The organism is Micromonospora kangleipakensis (genome assembly GCF_004217615.1).
Lineage (GTDB): Bacteria > Actinomycetota > Actinomycetes > Mycobacteriales > Micromonosporaceae > Micromonospora > Micromonospora kangleipakensis.
This window is the reverse complement of sequence record NZ_SHLD01000001.1, coordinates 2138401-2154338: the sequence shown is the minus strand read 5'-3', so window position 1 is coordinate 2154338 and position 15938 is coordinate 2138401. Positions and strand designations below refer to the sequence as shown.

The following is a 15938-nucleotide window of genomic DNA, read 5'->3' as shown; positions in this document are numbered from 1 at the left end:
GACTGCCGTGGGGGCGCCCGCCGACGTGCGAACGTCCCCCGGCGGCTCAGCGGTGGGTCAGGTAGTCACGGGCGATCGCCCGCAGCCGGGCGTGCGTCCCCTCGTAGGCGCTCGCCCCGCCGAGGTAGCGCTTGGCCACCTTGGCGACCATCGTGTAGTTCGGGTCGCAGACGTTGCCGACCGGGGCCTCGCCGGCCTGGCTGATCAGCTGGTACGCGTCGAGCTGGTCCAGGCCGACCAGCTCGGCCGTCCAGGTGACCAGGTCGTGCTGGCTGATCCGGTACGCGTCCTCCAGCGGCCGGGCCGAGCCGGTGCACATCAGCGCGTCGTCGGACTCCAGGCGCGGCCACGGCGTACCGGCGCCCTTGACGACGTCGACCACGACGGTGGTGTTCATGGCCGCCTCCACCGCGGTGCCGCAGACCTCACCGTGGCCCTGCCGGCAGTGCCCGTCGCCGAGCGCGAACAGGGCTCCCGGCACGTTGACGCCGAAGTACGCGGTGACCCCGGCCCGCAGCTCGGGGGTGTCCATGTTCCCGCCGTGGGCGTCCGGGGTGATCGTCATGCGCGCCTCGAAGGCGGCCGGCGCCACCCCGACAGTGCCGTGCATCGGGTCCAGCGGCAGATCGACGGTGAAGTCGCCGCGCCGGGCGCGGTAGGTGACCGTGCCGGCGGCCACGTCGACGTCGTACCGCCAGACGAGCTCGTCGAGCGGGGGATGCAGGGTGGCGGTGGCGTGGGTGCCGGTGAGCGCTCCGAAGTGCGGGAAGGTGGTGGAGACCGCCCAGTCCCGGGCCGGTTCGATGGCGATGAAGTGGACGGCGAGGGTGTCCCCGGGTTCGGCGCCCTCGACGTGAATCGGGCCGGTGACCGGGTTGAGGTACGGGAACTCGCACACCCGCGACGGCAGGTCGTCCACCCCGCGGACCCGCCCGCCGAAGCAGTCCTCGGTGTACAGCTCCAGGATCGTGCCCGGCCGTACCCGGCGCACCGGCTCCCGCCCCCCGAAGGTGTACGACAGCTCGTCCGGCTCGGGCCGGTACTTCACGACCTCGGTCATCCTGGCTCCTTCACGGGCTCGTCGGTGGGCTCGTGCGCGGCCTCGGTCAGGGCGGGGAGTTCGGGCCGCCGGCCGGTGGCGTAGAAGGTCAGCAGGACCAGCACCCCGACGCCCAGCCAGACGAAGCCGAGCACCTGGGCGGCGACCTTGGCGTTGATCACTACGAAGAGCAGGATGACGAAGCCGACCACCGGCACGAGCAGGTGGCGCACCCAGTCCCGGCTGCCGTTGCGGATCACATAGTGCACCACCACGGAGACGTGCAGCGCCAGGAAGGCCGTCATCGCGCCGAAGTTGACCAGCGTGGAGAGCAGGGAGATCCCGTCGTCCCGGCTCGCCATCCAGAGCCCGAGCGCCAGGGAAATGCCGGCGACCAGCAGGGTGGCGTTGGCCGGCACCCGGTGGCGGGCGTTGACCCGGGCCAGCAGGCGGGGCATCTGCCCGTCCCGGGCCATCGCATAGAGCAGGCGGGAGGTGGCGGCCTGGGCCACCAGCGAGTTGGCGAAGCCCCACGCGATCGCGGTGGCGAGGGCGGTGAGGCCGGCCAGCCAGCCGCCGCCGGCGACGCGGGCGGCGTCGTAGAACGCCGTGCCCTCCGGGTCGCCGTCGGCCAGCAGGGCGCCGGTGTCGGGCACGAGCAGCGCGGCGACCCAGGTCTGCACGATGAAGAGGGTGCCGGCGAGCAGCAGCGCCGCCACCATGGCCCGGCCGATCTGGCGGGCCTCCTCCCGGCTCTCCTCGGCGAGCATGGAGATGCCGTCGAAGCCGAGGAAGGAGAGCACGGCGATCGACACCGCGCCGAACACCAGCGGCCAGGAGAACGTCCCGGAGTCGAAGAGCGGGCGCAGGCTGAACCCGTCTCCCTTGCCCTGGGCGAGCGCGACCACGCCGACCACCAGGAAGATCGCCAGGATGATCAGTTCGGCCGCCAGCATGACCCGGTTGACCCGGGCGGTCATTCGGATGCCGAGGTAGTTGACCACGGTGTTGAGCACGACGAAGGCGGCCAGCCACGCCCACACCGGCACGGCTGGCACGAGCGAGTGCATGGCCACGCTGGCCACCAGGTAGAGCAGCCCGGGTACCAGGATGTAGTCGAGCAGGATCACCCAGCCGGCGAGGAAGCCGACGGGTGGGGCGATGCCGCGGCCGGCGTAGCTGTAGACCGAGCCGGCCATCGGGAAGGCCCGGACCATCTGCGCGTACGACAGGGCGGTGAACATCATCGCGATCATGCCGATGAGGTACGCCAGCGCCACCATGCCGCCGGAGCCGGCGTAGACGCTGCCGAAGATGCCGAATGGGGCGATCGGCACCATGAAGATCAGGCCGTAGACCAGGAGGTCCGTGAAGCTCAGTGAGCGGCTCAGCTCCTGCCGGTAGCCGAAGCGCTCGATGGGTGTGGCGGCCTCGCCGGGGGGTCGGGTCACCGCCGGTCTCCTCTCTGCTCGGGGCTGGAAAGGATCACCAGGTGACCCACGTCACCATTGATTAACTTCTACGCCCTGCCAGCCGCTTGGTCAACCACTGGCGACGGGCGCTGCCGACTCGGCGGCGACTGCCTAGGCTGGACCAGGACGCACTTCGGCGCGAGGAGGCGGGATGGCTGACCGGAAGACCGGCGTGAGCCGGTACGTGGCCCTGCTGCGCGGGGTCAACGTCGGCACCACCCGGATCGCGATGGCCGACCTGCGCCGGCTGGTCGCCGACCTCGGCCACGAGGAGGTGAAGACCTACCTCCAGAGCGGCAACGTGGTCTTCACCAGCAGGACGGCGGAGACCGCGAAGGTGGCGCGGGGCCTCGAGCGGGCGCTCGCCGACGAGCTGGGGCTCGACGTGCCGGTGCTGGTCCGCACCGGCGCCGAGCTGACGGCGGTGACCGCGGGCAGCCCGTACGCCGATCGGCAGGACGATCCGACCCGGCTGCTGGTGGCCTTCCTGTCGGCGCCGCCCGCGAAGACCCGGGTGCGCGCGCTGACCGTGCCGGCCGGGGAGAACGTCGAGTACACGGTGGCCGGTCGGGAGATCCACCTGCACTTCCCCGACGGCGGGTACGGCCGGTCGAAGTTCACCAACGCGTACCTGGAGAAGCAGCTCGGCGTGGTGGCGACCACCCGCAACTGGAAGTCGGTCTGCGCGCTGCGCGACCTGGCGGCTGGCTGACCGGCGGATCCAACGTCCGGCTGGACTTCATCTTCTCGATCTTGTCGGGTGGTCCACGGCCCCGTTACGCTCCCGGCCGCAACGTCATCCGTGAAAGGACCACCGTGACCGCTCCTGTCTCCGCCACCGCCCAGAAGTCCTGGGTGGTCGCCCTTCTGCTCTGCTTCTTCGTCGGCGTGCTCGGCGTGCACCGCTTCTACGTCGGCAAGGTCGGCACCGGCGTGCTGCAGCTGATCACCTTCGGTGGTCTGGGCATCTGGACGCTGATCGACTTCATCCTGATCCTGGTCGGGTCGTTCAAGGACAAGCAGGGCCAGCCGCTCGCCAAGTGAGCACCGCGTGCAGGGGCCGGGATCGTCCGATCCCGGCCCCTGCGTGTACGCCTAGAAGCGGTACGCCGTGTGGTACTCCGGCACCACCACCCGGCTACGCGGGGACGCCTTTCGCACCGCCGCGATGAGAGCGTCGAGACGCTCGCGGTCGCTCGGCGCGACGGTCGGCGGATTGGTCAGCGGGGTCTCGAAGTTGTCCCAGTGCACCGGCACCACGACCTTCGGGTGGTCGAGCGCCGCCATCAGCCGGGGCACGTAGTCGGCGGTCGACCTGGTCGCCGCCGAGGCCACCATCGCCACGTCCGGGGAGAGCCCGGTCAGGTTGCGCTCGTCGAGGTCGCTGGCCCCCATGAAGAAGACCGCCGGGCCGTCGGCGACCCGGATCTGGTACGCCAGGGTGTCGCCCTCGGGCAGGTCCGCGATGCTGGTCGGCTTCGGCGGCGGGGTCACCCGCACCCCCGGGAAGGCCAGCGAGTACGCCCCGTTGCGGCTGTGCAGCGAGCTGACCACCTCCACGGTGTAGTCGCCGAAGTCGAGCACCTCGCCGCCCTTCACCGGGCTGAGCTGCCCGGCCGGCACCCCGTACGCCAGGCCCAGCTGGTATGCGGTCAGGGTGCCGAAGACCCGGGCGCCGGTCCGGCCGGCGATGTGCGGCACGTCGTTGAAGTGGTCCCAGTGGGTGTGCGTGACCAGCACGTTCTCGGCCCGGTCCACGTGCCGGTCGATGACGGCGGTGTCCACCCGGAGCGGAGTGGCCGGGTCGAAGGCGCCCCGGAACAGGCCGGTGTCGTAGCGGCTCAGGTAGGGGTCGACCAGGACGGTCCGGTCGCCGATGTCGATCCGCCAGCCGGACGTACCCCACCAGCGGAAACTGACCGGGCTGCGGCGCCGGCCGGTGGTGGCGCCGAGCGGCGCGGTGGCCGGCGGCGCGGCGTGGGCCGGCGCGGTCAGCGCGGCGGCGGTGAGCCCGCCGGCGGAGACGGCGGCGGTGCCGACGGCGGCGTCGCGAAGCAGGCGGCGACGGTCGATGCCGGGCGTGCGGTTCTCGGGCATGGTGGTCCTCCCCGTGAGGTTCGGTGATCGGTAGATCCACCCCACCATCGAGACGAGCCGCACGTCCAAGATCGACCAGCCGCACCGGCGATATCCGGTCGCATATCGCAGCAGCTCACGCCGGGTGCCGGCGGCCCCGGCCGGTCGGAAACTCAGGCGGCGCGCAGCGCCTCGACGGCCACCCGGGCGGCCTCGCCCATCGCCAGGTCCACGTCGATCCGGCGGGTGTCGAGCCGCTCGGTGCGGGCGGAGACCGCGATCGCGTACCGGCCGCCGTCGGGGTATTCGGCGACGCCGGCCTCCAGGTGCAGGCCGGGCAGGGTGCCGCTCTTCGCGGCGACCCGCACCCCGGGTGGGAAGCCGGAGGCGAGCCGGGTCCAGAGGAGCTGGCGGCCCATCAACTCCCGGACCGTCGCGCAGGCGGCGGGCGGTCCGGCCTCGTCGCGCCAGATCAGGCCGAGCAGCCGGGTCAGCTCGCGGGCGGTGCTGGACGTGGTGTGCGCCGGGTCGAAGACCCGCATCGCCCGGACCCGCTCCGCCGGCAGCGTCGGGAAGATCCGGGCGAAGTCCGCCTCGGTGCGGGCGCCGACGTCGGCGAGCATCGTCTCCACCAGCTGCCGGGGGCCACCCACGATCCGGGTACGCGACAGCCCCAGCTCGGCGGCGAGCATCGGCACCACGTCCGGGCCGACCCGGCGCAGCAGCAGGTCGGCGGCGGTGTTGTCGCTGACCGACATGGCGAAGTAGGCCAGGTCGCGCAGGGAGACCTCGGCGTCGTCGGCGCAGCCGGCGATCCCCCACCCGCCGAGCCGGTCGTCGGCCCGCACGAGCACCCGCTCGGTCGGGTCGAGCTGGCCGGCGGCGGCCTGCCGGGCGAACTCCAGCACCAGCAGGATCTTGAAGACGGAGGCGATCACCACCTGCTCGTCCGCCCGAACCTCCACCTCCCGCCCCGCACCCCCGCCATCCACCTCGACGACGTGCAGGTTCCCCCGAATCCCCACCCGCCCGAAGATCTCCCCGATCCGCTCCCCCACACCCATCCCACCACGCTAATCCGCCCCCGCCCCGCCGATCTTGCACGTCGGGCCCGCGTCTCCCGGGTGTCAGTGGTGGCTGGCTCTGGCCGCGCCGTAGGTGTGCCGCCGGCAACCGCCACGGGATCCGATCGAGCTGCTGCCAATCAGCCGCCGACTCCAGGCGTGGGTCGTCAGGTCCGCCGCACCCCGCGCCACAGCAGGAGGGCGGCGATGAGGACGACGGTGGCGACGGGGATCGTCAGGGCGGCCGGCCAGGGGCCGCGTTGCGGGCGGCCGGCGTGCCGGACGGTCAGGTCGGGCAGCAGGCCGGTGGCGAGCTGCAGGTCGAACACCTGGCAGGTCTGGGTGCCCAGTTCGCAGGTGTCGCCCGTGTCGAAGCGGGACAGTGTCCGGCGGGTGCCGGCACCGAGCTGCACCTCGGTCAGCGACAGCTGCCCCGCGGCGTTCGTGGTCGCGATGACTACGCTGCCCGCCGAGCGCCAGCCCAGGAGCTGCACGACGTCCTGGACCGGGGTCGGCGGCGGCGTGCCGCCGTCGGTGATGGCGATGAAGTCGACGTTGCGGGCGATCGACAGGAACACGCCGTGGTTGGTGTTGCCGCCGACGGTACCGTCGAATGGCCCGTCCGCGGCCCACGGCACGGTGGCGAGGAACCTGCCGTCCGGCGACCAGCCGACGTTGGCGGCCAGCTCGCGCCCGGCCGTGATGTGGACGCTGCCGGACTCGCGGCCGTCGAGGTCGATGAGGTGGGCCTCCTGACCGACCTGCACGGCGAGCCGGCGACTGTCCGGCGCGAACGCCGCCGTCCACGCCGGTTTGACGGCCGGCACCTCGGTGCTCCGCCCGGTCGACAGGTCGAGCAGCCGCAGCGTGCCGGTGCGGCCCACCTCGGGATCGACGAAGTTGACGCTGCCGAACTCGCCGGAGCCGGTGAGGGGCGCGGCGCTGTAGGCCACGTAGCGGCCGTCGGGGGACCAGGCCAGCAGCCGCACGCCGACCGGGCCGCCGAGCGGGATCGACCGGCGCTTGCCGGTGGTCAGGTCGACGAGGACCAGGTCGCCGGTCGCGCCGCGGTCGTCGCCGAGCAGCACGCGGGTGCCGTCCGGGGCGAGCAGCGCGGACGGGCGGTTGCGCTCCTGCATGGCGTCGACCTGCCGGTACGTCTCCCGGTCGGCCCCGACGACCAGCGGCTGGAACATGTTGAACAGTTCCCCGTTGCCGTAGCCGTAGAGGGCGATGGCGCGGCCGGGCGGGGCCTTGGTGACGGTGCTGGTGAGCAGCGAGTACCCGGCGAAGCGGTCCGGCAGCCCGGGCTTCTTCGACGGGGCGCCTGGCTGGGCGGGAAGCTGCACGCCGGGCACGACCAGGACGGCGAGGGCGAGCACGACGACCGCCCACACCGCGGCGGTGCCGATCCGCCGGCGGCGGGCTGAGCGGCGGCCCAGGGTGAGCACGGTGTCCAGGTAGCCGGCCGGCATCGGCGGCGCCGGCTCGTCCGGCAGGGTGGCGAACAGGTCTCTCATGGAATGTCCGACCCTCCCGGCACGTAGTTCGGCAGCAGGCGTCGCAGCGCCGCGATGGCGTACGACGTCTGGCTCTTGACGGTCCCGGTCGAGCAGCCCAGCGCCGCCGCGGTCCGGGCGACGTCGAGGTCCTCCCAGTAGCGTAGGACCAGCACTGCGCGCTGCCCGCGGGACAGCTTGCCGAGCGCGGCCAGCAGGTCGATGCGGTCTTCCGCGCCGGTCAGCGGCGTAGCCGAGGGCCCGGCCACGTCGGCGGCGGGGCGGACCCGGCGGGTCCAGGTGCGCTCCCGCTCGGCCAGGTAGGCGTGGACCAGCATCGCCCGCACGTAGGCGTCGATCGAGTCCGCCGCCGACGCCTTCCGCCAGTGCCGGTACAGCGCGACAAGACACTCCTGCACCAGATCGTCAGCGGCCGACCACTCTCCGCACAGCCGGTGTGCAAGCCGCCGCAGCGACGGCGTGCGCGCCTGCACGTAGTCGACGTATTCCCGTTCATCCCGCAACCCGGCCTCCCCGCAACACTATGAGTGGTCCGGGACCCGATTCGGTTGTGGCTTCCGAGGACTAGGGTGCGGGAGTGGATCTGCTGCGGCATCTGCGGCACTTCGTGGTGGTCGCGCGGGAGCTGCACTTCGGGCGGGCGGCGGAGGAGCTGGGGATGGCGCAGCCGCCGCTGAGCCAGTCGATCCAGCGGCTGGAGCGGGAACTCCAGGTCGAGCTCTTCGACCGGTCCCGGCGGCAGGTCCGGCTCACCACCGCCGGTCAGCTGCTGCTCGGCGAGGCCGACGAACTGCTCGCCGGGGAGCAGCGGCTACGCAACCTCATCCACCAGGTACGCCGCGGCGCGCTCGGCGTGCTGCGGGCCGGCGTACCGCCGGAGACGCCGGCGGTGACGCTGCGGGCACTGCTGGACCGGCTCGCCGCCGAGGCGCCCGGGCTGGAGGTCGACCTGCACGAGCTGACCAGCGCCGAGCAGGTCCGGATGCTCGCCGAGGGCGGGCTCGACGCGGGGCTGCTGCACCACCCGGTGGACTCGGCCGGGCTGCGGTTCGGCCCGGCGGTGGACGTACCGCTGGGGGTGCTGCTGCCGCGGGCCTCGCCGCTGGCCCGCGGCCGGCAGGTCGACCTGGCCGAACTGGCCGGGCTGGATCTGGTCACCGCGCCCCCGGCGACCGCGCCCGGCCTGCACGACCACGTCCTGGCGGTGTGCCGGCGGCACGGCTTCACGCCCGGCCGGGTCCGGCACGCCCGCAACTCGGAGTTCCTCTTCGGGCTGGTGCTGGCGGGCGGCGCGGTGGCCGTCGAGCCGGCGGCGCTGGCCCGCCGGGAGCCCCGGATCGCGTGGCGGCCGGTGGTCGGGGCGCCGCTGGTGAAGCGGACGTCGGCGGCCTGGCCGGACCGTTCGCCGCACCCGGCCGCGCCGATGTTCGGGCAGCTCGCGGCCGAGGTGCTGGCGGTCGCCGAGCCGACGCTCGCCTCGCCGATCCCGCCGGTGGCCCGGCCGTGGCCGGTCCTCTTCGAGGCCGGTCAGGCGCCGACCGGCTGAGCGGCCGGAGGAGACCCTTGTCGCAGATCACCCTCAAACCGCTGTGACGAAGCGGCACCGTCGGGTACGACAAGGATGTGACAGGCGCGCCCGGCGGGCCGTGGCAGCGCTCCCGCGCCGGACGGGCACCTTGACGATGGGAGAGACAGCCGCATGGCGAACACGATTCCCGACATCTCACTCAACGACGGCAACACCATCCCGCAGCTCGGCTTCGGGGTCTTCCAGATCGAGCCGAAGGACACCGTGGCGGCGGTCGGCAAGGCCCTGGAGGTCGGCTACCGGCACATCGACACCGCCGAGATGTACGGCAACGAGGCCGAGGTGGGCCAGGCGGTCCGCACCTCCGGGCTGGACCGCGGCGAGGTCTTCGTCACCAGCAAGCTGAACAACGGCTTCCACCGGCCCGACGACGCCCGCAAGGCGTTCGAGTCGACGCTGCAGGCGCTGAAGTTCGACTACCTGGACCTGTTCCTGATCCACTGGCCGCTGCCGACCCTCTACGACGGCGACTTCGTCTCCACCTGGAAGGTGCTGGAGGAGTTGCGGCGCGACGGCCGGGTCCGGTCGATCGGAGTGTCGAACTTCCAGGTGGCGCACCTGGAGCGGCTGGCCGCCGAGGCGGACGTGGTGCCGGCGGTGAACCAGATCGAGGCGCACCCGTACTTCGGCAACGAAGAGGTGCGCGCGTACGACAAGGCGCACAACATCCTGACCGAGGCGTGGTCACCGATCGCCCAGGGCAAGGTGCTCGACGACCCGACGATCGTCGACATCGCCCAGCAGGCCGGCCGCACCCCCGCCCAGGTGGTGCTGCGCTGGCACGTGCAGCGCGGCGACATCGTCTTCCCCAAGTCGACCACCCCGAAGCGGATCGAGGAGAACTTCCACATCTTCGACTTCGAGCTGGACGACGCGGCGATGGACCGGATCAATGGGCTGAACAAGGGCGAGGCCGGACGTCAGGGCCCGAACCCGGACACCTTCGACTACGTACCGAGCTGACGTAACGCGGCTGAACAGCGCGACGCAGGTAAGGAGGGGGCCGGAAGCGCCTCCTCCTCGTCGCGTTCGGAAGGACTGCGCCGCCGCTCATGATGCGCCGTACCCCGCTGCTCCTGTTGTCCCTGCTCGCCTGCGCCGCGCTCGCCGCATGCGGCACCTCGGAGGCCGACGAGGCCGCCGCCTGGTCCGTGCCGGCCGTACCGAGCGCGAAGCCGTCGCCGACCACACCGTCGCCGCGACCCGCGCCGGCTTCCGCCGCCGAGATACGCCGGCAGGTGAAGGCGGCCATGGTGGACCTCGCCGGGCTGCGGCCGGAGACGGCCGACATCAGCAAGGAGGACACCGAGGGGTACAAGCTCGCCCACCCCTGCCGGGACACCCTGCCCACCGACCGGAAGCGGACCGGCTACCGGGGCCGCGAGTGGGGTGCCGACAGCGACATCTGGATCCGTCAGTACGTGGTGGGCTACCTGAAGGTGCCCGGGCGCACGTTGATCGCCGAGCTGCGGTCGGCGCTGAAGGGCTGCAAGAAGTACCGGGAGCCCGACGGCCGGACCACCACGGTGCTGCCGATGGCGACTCCGTTGGCGGGAGCCGGCAGCGAGACGGTGGCCTGGTGCGAGAAGCTGGTCGGCGACAACGGCACCGGCTACCTGTGCACGGCGCTGACCGCCCGGGGCAACTACGTCATGGAGATCAACGCCGGTGAGGCCGCGGACCACCGGAAGTCCGAGGCGCTGCTTCGCACGGTCCACCCGGAGGCCCTCGCCGCGTTCGCCAAGGCCACCTGACGGCACACTTCCCGCGTGATCGACGATCCCATCGTGCGCCCGTTCAGCTCCCGACTCGCTCGGCGATCCGGTGGAACGCCGCCTGGGTCGCCGAGCCCGGTCCGGGGACGTAGACGATCAGCCGCTGGTCGGTCTCCGGGACGTGCAGCACCCGGCACTCGAACTCCAACGGCCCCAGCACGGGGTGGTCGATCCGCTTGACGGTCGGGCGGCGCTCGCCGACCTCGTGCTCCGCCCAGAGCGCGGCGAACCGGGGGGAGACCCCCAGCAGCTCGGTGACGAGCGCGGCGATCGCCGGGTCGCTCGGGTAGCGGCCGTACGCGGCCCGCAGGTCGGCCACCGAGGTACGGGCGAACCGCAGCACCTCCGGGTCGTCCCAGTACGACCCGGGGAGCACGCGACTGAACATCCAGCGGATCATGTTCCGCTCCTCGGCCGGCACCGCCGACAGCTCGCCGACGAACCAGGTGGCCAGCCGGTTCCAGGCCAGCACCTCGTAGCTCGCGTCGACCAGGTACGCCGGGGTCCCGGTCATCGAGTCGATCAGGTGCCGCAGCCCGTCGGAGACCACCCGGCTGGGCCCCGCGGACTCCGGGGCGCTCTCCCCCGCGACCCGGAACAGGTACGCCCGCTCGTCGCGGGTGAGCAGCAGCGCCCGGGCCAGCGCGGCGAGCACCTGCCGGGACGGGTGCGGCCCGCGCCCCTGTTCGAGGCGGATGTAGTAGTCGATCGACATGCCGGCGAGCTGAGCGACCTCCTGGCGGCGCAGGCCCGGCGTGCGGCGGCGTACCCCGTCGGGGAGGCCGACCTCGGCGGGGCGCAGCCGGGCGCGGCGGCTGCGCAGGAAGGCGGCCAGCTCGTCACGGCGCAGGGTGGTCATGCCTCCAGCTTGCCGCACCCGGCGCCGCCGAGGGTGGTACCGCCGGTCCCAGCCTCCGCCGGCCTCTCCCGGCCGGCCGGGAGAGGCGGCAGGCTCGACGGCATGACGACATCGACGATCGCCCTGATCACCGGGGCCAACAAGGGAATCGGCCTGGCCACCGCCCGGCAGCTCGGCGCGCGCGGGTGGACCGTGCTGGTCGGCGCGCGGGACGCGGCGCGCGGCCGGGAGGCGGAGCGGGCGCTGCGCGACGGCGGCGCGGACGCCCGGTTCGTGCCACTCGACGTCACCGACGGGGAGTCGATCGCCGCCGCGGCCAAGCTGGTCGAGCAGGAGTACGGCCACCTGGACGTGCTGGTCAACAACGCCGGCATCGTCCGGGCCGACGGTTCGGCGCTGCCCAGCGAGACCACCCTCGCCACGCTGCGCGAGGTGTACGAGACGAACGTGTTCGGGGTGGTGGCGGTGACGAACGCGCTGCTGCCGCTGCTGCGCCGGGCCCCGGCCGCCCGGATCGTGAACGTCTCCAGCGAGGTCGGCTCGATCGCGGTGATGACCGACCCGCAGGGCGCCCTGTTCGAGCTCACCTCGGTGCCGTACCCGTCGTCGAAGGCGGCGCTGAACATGGTCACCGCGATGTACGCCAAGGAGCTGCGGGACACCCCGATCAAGGTGAACGCCGCGAACCCCGGCTACTGCGCCACCGACCTCAACGGCAACTCCGGTTTCCGTACGCCGGAGCAGGGCGCCGAGGTCAGCGTGCACCTGGCGACGCTGCCGGCGGACGGGCCGAGCGGCCTGCTGTGGGGGTTCCAGATGGACGCCGGCGGCGGCTACGGGGTGCTGCCCTGGTGACCGCTTGACTTCGCGCGCACTCGAAGGTCGAGGGTGGTCGGCGTCGGCTCTCATCCCACGGGGAGGACACCCATGAGATACCGCACGATCGGCACCGACCCGGCCACCCGCCGCGAGGTCAGCGTGCTCAGCCTCGGCGCGATGCTCTTCGGCACCGCCACCGACGAGGCCACCTCGTACGCCATCCTCGACCGGTACGTCGAGGCCGGCGGCACCTTCATCGACACCTCCGACAACTACGCGTTCTGGATGAACGGCGGCCAGGGCGGGGAGAGCGAGGAGTTGCTCGGCCGGTGGCGGCGCAGCCGGGGCGTCGGCGACGAGATCGTCATCGCCACCAAGCTCGGCGCGCGTCCCCTGGCACCCGGCACCAGCTACGTCGACAACCCGGAGGGGCTGTCGGCGAAGGTGATCCGGGAGTCGTCCGAGCGGAGCCGGGAACGGCTCGGCGTGGCGAAAATCGACCTGCTCTACGCGCACATCGAGGACCGGACCGTGCCGGCGGAGGAGACCGTCACGGCCTTCGCCGAGCTGGTCGCCGAGGGCACGGTGGGCCTGCTGGGGGCGAGCAACCACCGGGCCTGGCGGGTGGAGCGGGCCCGCGCGCTCGCCGCCGCGGCCGGCCTGCCCGGGTACGAGGTGCTCCAGTACCACCACACCTACCTGCAGCGGCGGTTCGACGTGCCCAGCGAGCTGGACCCGGACGGCGACGTCGGCGCGGTCGGCCCGGACCTGGCCAGCTACCTGCGGGCCGAGCCGGAGCTGGCGCTGGTGGCGTACTCGCCGCTGATCCGGGGCGGCTACACCCGGGCCGACCGGCTCGGTCCCGCGTACGACCTGCCGAGCACGCCGGGCCGGCTGGCCGCGCTGCGGGAGGTGGCGGCGCAGACCGGGGCGACGGTGAACCAGGTGGTGCTGGCCTGGCTGATGGGCGGCGACGTGCCGGCGATCCCCCTGGTGGGGGCGTCGTCGGTGGCGCAGCTCGACGAGAGCCTGGCCGCGGTGGACCTGGCGCTGACCGCGGAGCAGCGGGCCCGGCTGGACGCGGCCCGCTGAGCTAGCTGCCGGCGCCTCGATCGGTCGGTCAGGTGGTGTGCCCGGGAACCACTCTCCTGGTCGCCCTGAACAGCCGGTCGAGGCGTCGGACCACGGCGACGGCCGACTCGCCCTTCGCCTCGGCAATCGGCTGCCCGGCCTCGCCCGACAGATCCGGCTGCGGGTCGCTCACCGGAGCGACCGCACGGTCGGCCTCATCGATGTACGTACGCGCCTGTTCCTCGATCTGCTGCTTCTTCTCGACAGATTCCCGCGCCTCCGCCTGGAGAGTGGTGATGGCGAGATGCCACGCCTTGTTCAGCCGCTGAGGATCGTCGAAGAGGCTCTTCTCCAACGGTGGCCCCGAATCCACATAGTTGCTGGACGGGACCACCCAGAGGGCATCGTCCACCACGTACCGCTCCTCGGGCTGCTCCGCCGAGGGCTCCGGCTTGTCAGATGCCACCACAACTCCTCCGGATCTCGTCTTCATCGGTACGCGAACTCCCCCGCGCCAAGGTCTTTCCGCTTGATCAGGTCGTTGTAGTGCATCAGCTTCAGGGTGAACCGGTAGGAGACGTAGATCAGGTTCACCGCGGAAATGACACAGAGGGCAATCCACCGCCAGTCGGTGATTCCAACGAAGGTGACGGGATCCCCGATACTCCCTACCGAGGTGGCGGCCGGAGGCGGTGAGGTGAGGTAGAGGATCACGCCGGCGATCGAGGCGCCGCCGCTGACGATGAGGGAAATTCGGGCGAGCAGGGAGCCGCCGACCAGCGCCTCCTTGTCGGAGGACATGCCGAACCAGGAGGCGGCGACCGCGGGCAGCGCGAGCATGAGGGCCGGCAGGCCGCCCACCTGGGCGCCCTGAGGCCGGGTGATGAGATTTCCGGCGACCGCGATCAACAGGGTCGTGGCGAGAGCGGTGACCGCCGCCCGCCCGCGGGCGCCCGGCGGCACCTCCTTGAAGCCCGCGAGTAGTTGCAGGTCACGCATCTTCGGCGATTGCCGGGCGTACCCGCGCATGTAGACGTGGACGAAGCTCTGCCCCCGCCTGCGGCGTACCCGGAAGTGGTGGTCGAGGTGGAACGGTGCATTTCCGTCCGCCAGGGCCGGATCGACCTCGTGCCTGCACTCGCTGCCATTCTCCGGCGCCTTCCCGCGCCACTGACGGGTCGCCAGAAGTCGACAGTGCCGGCACTGGAGGTACTGCTTGAGGACGTATTTGTTCGAGGGTGCATTGACCCGTAGATGGTAGCTGTCCGCGGTGAGCGCCAGTTCGACCGGAACTGCCACCTGGTCGGGATTCAGGCCGAGACCGAGTCGAAGAAGACCCTTCCAGCCCTTCGTGAAGGATGACGGGATGAAGGTCCGGTCGTATTTGATCAGAAGGCGCCGGCTGATGGCATCGGTGGCAGGGATGACGGCGATGATGGGATAGGAAGAACTCAGCGCGGCCACGTACTTGCGGACCCGCTCGCGGCTCTGGTCGTCCGGGAATTTGATCTTTTCGAGGATGACAGCCATCCGCTGCTCGGTGAGGTGGCTGCTGATCGGTCCACGGACGGCGACGATGTGCAGCAGAGCGAGTTCGGCGGCGCGAACCGTCTCGTCCAGCGTGGTGAGGTTGGCGGACGTCTCGGGACCGGCGAAGATCTCGGTGAGCAGGAGCCGCAGACCGGCCGACGCCAGCCGGATCGACTCCTCGTAGGACATGGTCGTGAGCGAGTCACCGGCGGCGGAACGCAGGTGGAAGTTGTCCACCAGCTCGCCCTTCATGGGTTGCAGGACCGGCACGTACAACGCCTGGCCGCCGTCCTCCGCGGTGGGCAGCGAGAAGGAGATCGTCACCTGCTGGGTGACCGCACGGTGGTCGAGATCGATGACCTCAGTGAGCCGGGAACGGCTTCGGGCCGGGTCGACGATGAGCTCGACGAACAGTGCGATCGCTTTTCGGTCGTGCTCGGTGAGCCGCTCGATCGCTGACGTCTGAAGTCCTTGGAGCCAAGCGACGTCGGGCTGCGTGGGCTGCTCAGGCATAGGGGTGTCGTGGCTCAGGCGTTCCCGCAACCGGGCGAAGATCCACATTGCGAGAGCGATGGCGGGAAGTAGCAGGAGCATGCGGGCAGCGGCTTCGAGCAGATCGCCATGATCATGCAACCAACCGTCATACCCGTCGAAGCGGTGTCGGAGCCATCCGGTAGCGCCGGCCAGCACCGCCAGCGGGACCGCCACGACACAGATGGCGAGATTCATCATCGTCTTCCGAGCGTTACGCTGGTTCCCCACGGACCCCACGCTCCCCGCCGCCGACAGCTAAGCGTACTCAGAGGAGTACACCCTGCTACAGAGTGCGGGGCGTGTCGAGCTTCGATTTGCGCCACATTTGTCCACCGACTACGTCCACCCCGACGGAATAACCGCACGTCACACACCGACGGCAAGTATCGCCAATCGCTGTTTCAAATCATCGATCGGAAATCGTCGTTACGCTATCGTTATAGCGAATGCCGATCCACTCCCCCGTTCGGGTCTCGCCTGCCAACCCTGCGGACAGCGGCCCCGGTACGTCCGCGACACCGCGGAAACGGTCAGCCACATTGATCACGACCGACCCGTCTGATCCAGCGATCCACACAGGCGTCATGTCCT

Annotated in this window: 16 protein-coding genes; 7 read left to right on the top strand and 9 right to left on the bottom strand. The window is 71.5% G+C overall.

Annotated elements, in window-relative coordinates; translation table 11 throughout:
* Positions 1-46 precede the first annotated feature (46 nt).
* Together EV384_RS10475 and EV384_RS10470 are read right to left on the bottom strand one after the other, a co-directional pair.
* Entirely contained in the window at positions 47-1060 is a 1014-nt protein-coding gene (locus EV384_RS10475) for an acetamidase/formamidase family protein (protein WP_130332419.1), read from the bottom strand.
* Positions 1057-2490: an APC family permease gene (locus EV384_RS10470; protein WP_165439911.1), complete on the bottom strand. Its 1434-nt coding sequence runs from the start codon at positions 2488-2490 to the stop codon at positions 1057-1059. Before EV384_RS10470 ends, EV384_RS10475 begins: the two co-directional genes overlap by 4 nt.
* Positions 2491-2662: 172 nt before the next feature.
* Here EV384_RS10470 and EV384_RS10465 point away from each other — a divergent pair, with 172 nt between their 5' ends.
* Positions 2663-3223: a DUF1697 domain-containing protein gene (locus EV384_RS10465; RefSeq protein ID WP_242624006.1), complete on the top strand. Its 561-nt coding sequence runs from the start codon at positions 2663-2665 to the stop codon at positions 3221-3223.
* A gap of 104 nt (positions 3224-3327) precedes the next feature.
* On the top strand, positions 3328-3555 hold the full coding sequence (locus EV384_RS10460; RefSeq protein ID WP_130332417.1) for a TM2 domain-containing protein: 228 nt from the start codon (positions 3328-3330) through the stop codon (positions 3553-3555).
* A 51-nt stretch (positions 3556-3606) separates the two neighbouring features.
* Here the strand turns inward: EV384_RS10460 and EV384_RS10455 are convergent, their stop codons facing one another.
* From EV384_RS10455 to EV384_RS10440, 4 genes are all read right to left on the bottom strand, one after another.
* Entirely contained in the window at positions 3607-4608 is a 1002-nt protein-coding gene (locus EV384_RS10455; protein WP_130332415.1) for an MBL fold metallo-hydrolase, read from the bottom strand.
* A 152-nt stretch (positions 4609-4760) separates the two neighbouring features.
* The gene (locus tag EV384_RS10450) at positions 4761-5651 is read right to left on the bottom strand and encodes a serine hydrolase (protein ID WP_130332413.1); all 891 of its coding nucleotides are present in this window, start codon (positions 5649-5651) and stop codon (positions 4761-4763) included.
* Between the two features lie 167 nt (positions 5652-5818).
* On the bottom strand, positions 5819-7171 hold the full coding sequence (locus EV384_RS10445; protein ID WP_130332411.1) for a hypothetical protein: 1353 nt from the start codon (positions 7169-7171) through the stop codon (positions 5819-5821).
* Complete coding sequence (locus EV384_RS10440; protein WP_130332409.1) at positions 7168-7674, bottom strand: SigE family RNA polymerase sigma factor; 507 nt, start codon at positions 7672-7674, stop codon at positions 7168-7170. Before EV384_RS10440 ends, EV384_RS10445 begins: the two co-directional genes overlap by 4 nt.
* A gap of 74 nt (positions 7675-7748) precedes the next feature.
* On the opposite strand from EV384_RS10440, the gene EV384_RS10435 reads away from it, so the two are divergent.
* The 3 genes from EV384_RS10435 to EV384_RS10425 all read left to right on the top strand — a co-directional run bounded on the left by EV384_RS10435 (position 7749) and on the right by EV384_RS10425 (position 10513).
* Complete coding sequence (locus EV384_RS10435; protein WP_130332407.1) at positions 7749-8717, top strand: LysR family transcriptional regulator; 969 nt, start codon at positions 7749-7751, stop codon at positions 8715-8717.
* 153 nt (positions 8718-8870) lie between these two features.
* Positions 8871-9722, top strand: coding sequence for an aldo/keto reductase (locus EV384_RS10430; RefSeq protein WP_130332405.1), 852 nt, complete (start codon positions 8871-8873; stop codon positions 9720-9722).
* 89 nt (positions 9723-9811) lie between these two features.
* Positions 9812-10513 (top strand): hypothetical protein, encoded by a 702-nt coding sequence (locus EV384_RS10425; RefSeq protein ID WP_130332403.1) that lies wholly within the window; start codon positions 9812-9814, stop codon positions 10511-10513.
* 43 nt (positions 10514-10556) lie between these two features.
* Here EV384_RS10425 and EV384_RS10420 read toward each other — a convergent pair whose 3' ends face one another.
* The gene (locus EV384_RS10420; protein ID WP_130332401.1) at positions 10557-11393 is read right to left on the bottom strand and encodes a helix-turn-helix transcriptional regulator; all 837 of its coding nucleotides are present in this window, start codon (positions 11391-11393) and stop codon (positions 10557-10559) included.
* Positions 11394-11495: 102 nt separating this feature from the next.
* Between EV384_RS10420 and EV384_RS10415 the strand changes: the two genes are divergently transcribed.
* Positions 11496-12248 carry an SDR family oxidoreductase gene (locus tag EV384_RS10415; RefSeq protein WP_130332399.1) on the top strand — a complete coding sequence of 251 codons (753 nt, stop codon included), beginning with the start codon at positions 11496-11498 and terminating at the stop codon, positions 12246-12248.
* 72 nt (positions 12249-12320) lie between these two features.
* Positions 12321-13304 (top strand): aldo/keto reductase, encoded by a 984-nt coding sequence (locus tag EV384_RS10410; RefSeq protein ID WP_130332397.1) that lies wholly within the window; start codon positions 12321-12323, stop codon positions 13302-13304.
* 28 nt (positions 13305-13332) lie between these two features.
* Here the strand turns inward: EV384_RS10410 and EV384_RS10405 are convergent, their stop codons facing one another.
* Positions 13333-13749 carry a hypothetical protein gene (locus EV384_RS10405; RefSeq protein ID WP_130332395.1) on the bottom strand — a complete coding sequence of 139 codons (417 nt, stop codon included), beginning with the start codon at positions 13747-13749 and terminating at the stop codon, positions 13333-13335.
* A gap of 23 nt (positions 13750-13772) precedes the next feature.
* The gene (locus EV384_RS10400) at positions 13773-15542 is read right to left on the bottom strand and encodes a hypothetical protein (protein ID WP_130332393.1); all 1770 of its coding nucleotides are present in this window, start codon (positions 15540-15542) and stop codon (positions 13773-13775) included.
* Between the last annotated feature and the right edge of the window lie 396 nt (positions 15543-15938).

Excerpts from the sequence above, each read along its gene's own strand:
- EV384_RS10475 (WP_130332419.1), bottom strand. The coding sequence starts at position 1,060 with ATGACCGAGGTCGTGAAGTACCGGCCCGAGCCGGACGAGCTGTCGTAC.
- EV384_RS10465 (WP_242624006.1), top strand. The coding sequence starts at position 2,663 with ATGGCTGACCGGAAGACCGGCGTGAGCCGGTACGTGGCCCTGCTGCGC.
- EV384_RS10455 (WP_130332415.1), bottom strand. The coding sequence starts at position 4,608 with ATGCCCGAGAACCGCACGCCCGGCATCGACCGTCGCCGCCTGCTTCGC.
- EV384_RS10450 (WP_130332413.1), bottom strand. The coding sequence starts at position 5,651 with ATGGGTGTGGGGGAGCGGATCGGGGAGATCTTCGGGCGGGTGGGGATT.
- EV384_RS10445 (WP_130332411.1), bottom strand. The coding sequence starts at position 7,171 with ATGAGAGACCTGTTCGCCACCCTGCCGGACGAGCCGGCGCCGCCGATG.
- EV384_RS10430 (WP_130332405.1), top strand. The coding sequence starts at position 8,871 with ATGGCGAACACGATTCCCGACATCTCACTCAACGACGGCAACACCATC.
- EV384_RS10425 (WP_130332403.1), top strand. The coding sequence starts at position 9,812 with ATGATGCGCCGTACCCCGCTGCTCCTGTTGTCCCTGCTCGCCTGCGCC.
- EV384_RS10420 (WP_130332401.1), bottom strand. The coding sequence starts at position 11,393 with ATGACCACCCTGCGCCGTGACGAGCTGGCCGCCTTCCTGCGCAGCCGC.
- EV384_RS10415 (WP_130332399.1), top strand. The coding sequence starts at position 11,496 with ATGACGACATCGACGATCGCCCTGATCACCGGGGCCAACAAGGGAATC.
- EV384_RS10410 (WP_130332397.1), top strand. The coding sequence starts at position 12,321 with ATGAGATACCGCACGATCGGCACCGACCCGGCCACCCGCCGCGAGGTC.
- EV384_RS10400 (WP_130332393.1), bottom strand. The coding sequence starts at position 15,542 with ATGAATCTCGCCATCTGTGTCGTGGCGGTCCCGCTGGCGGTGCTGGCC.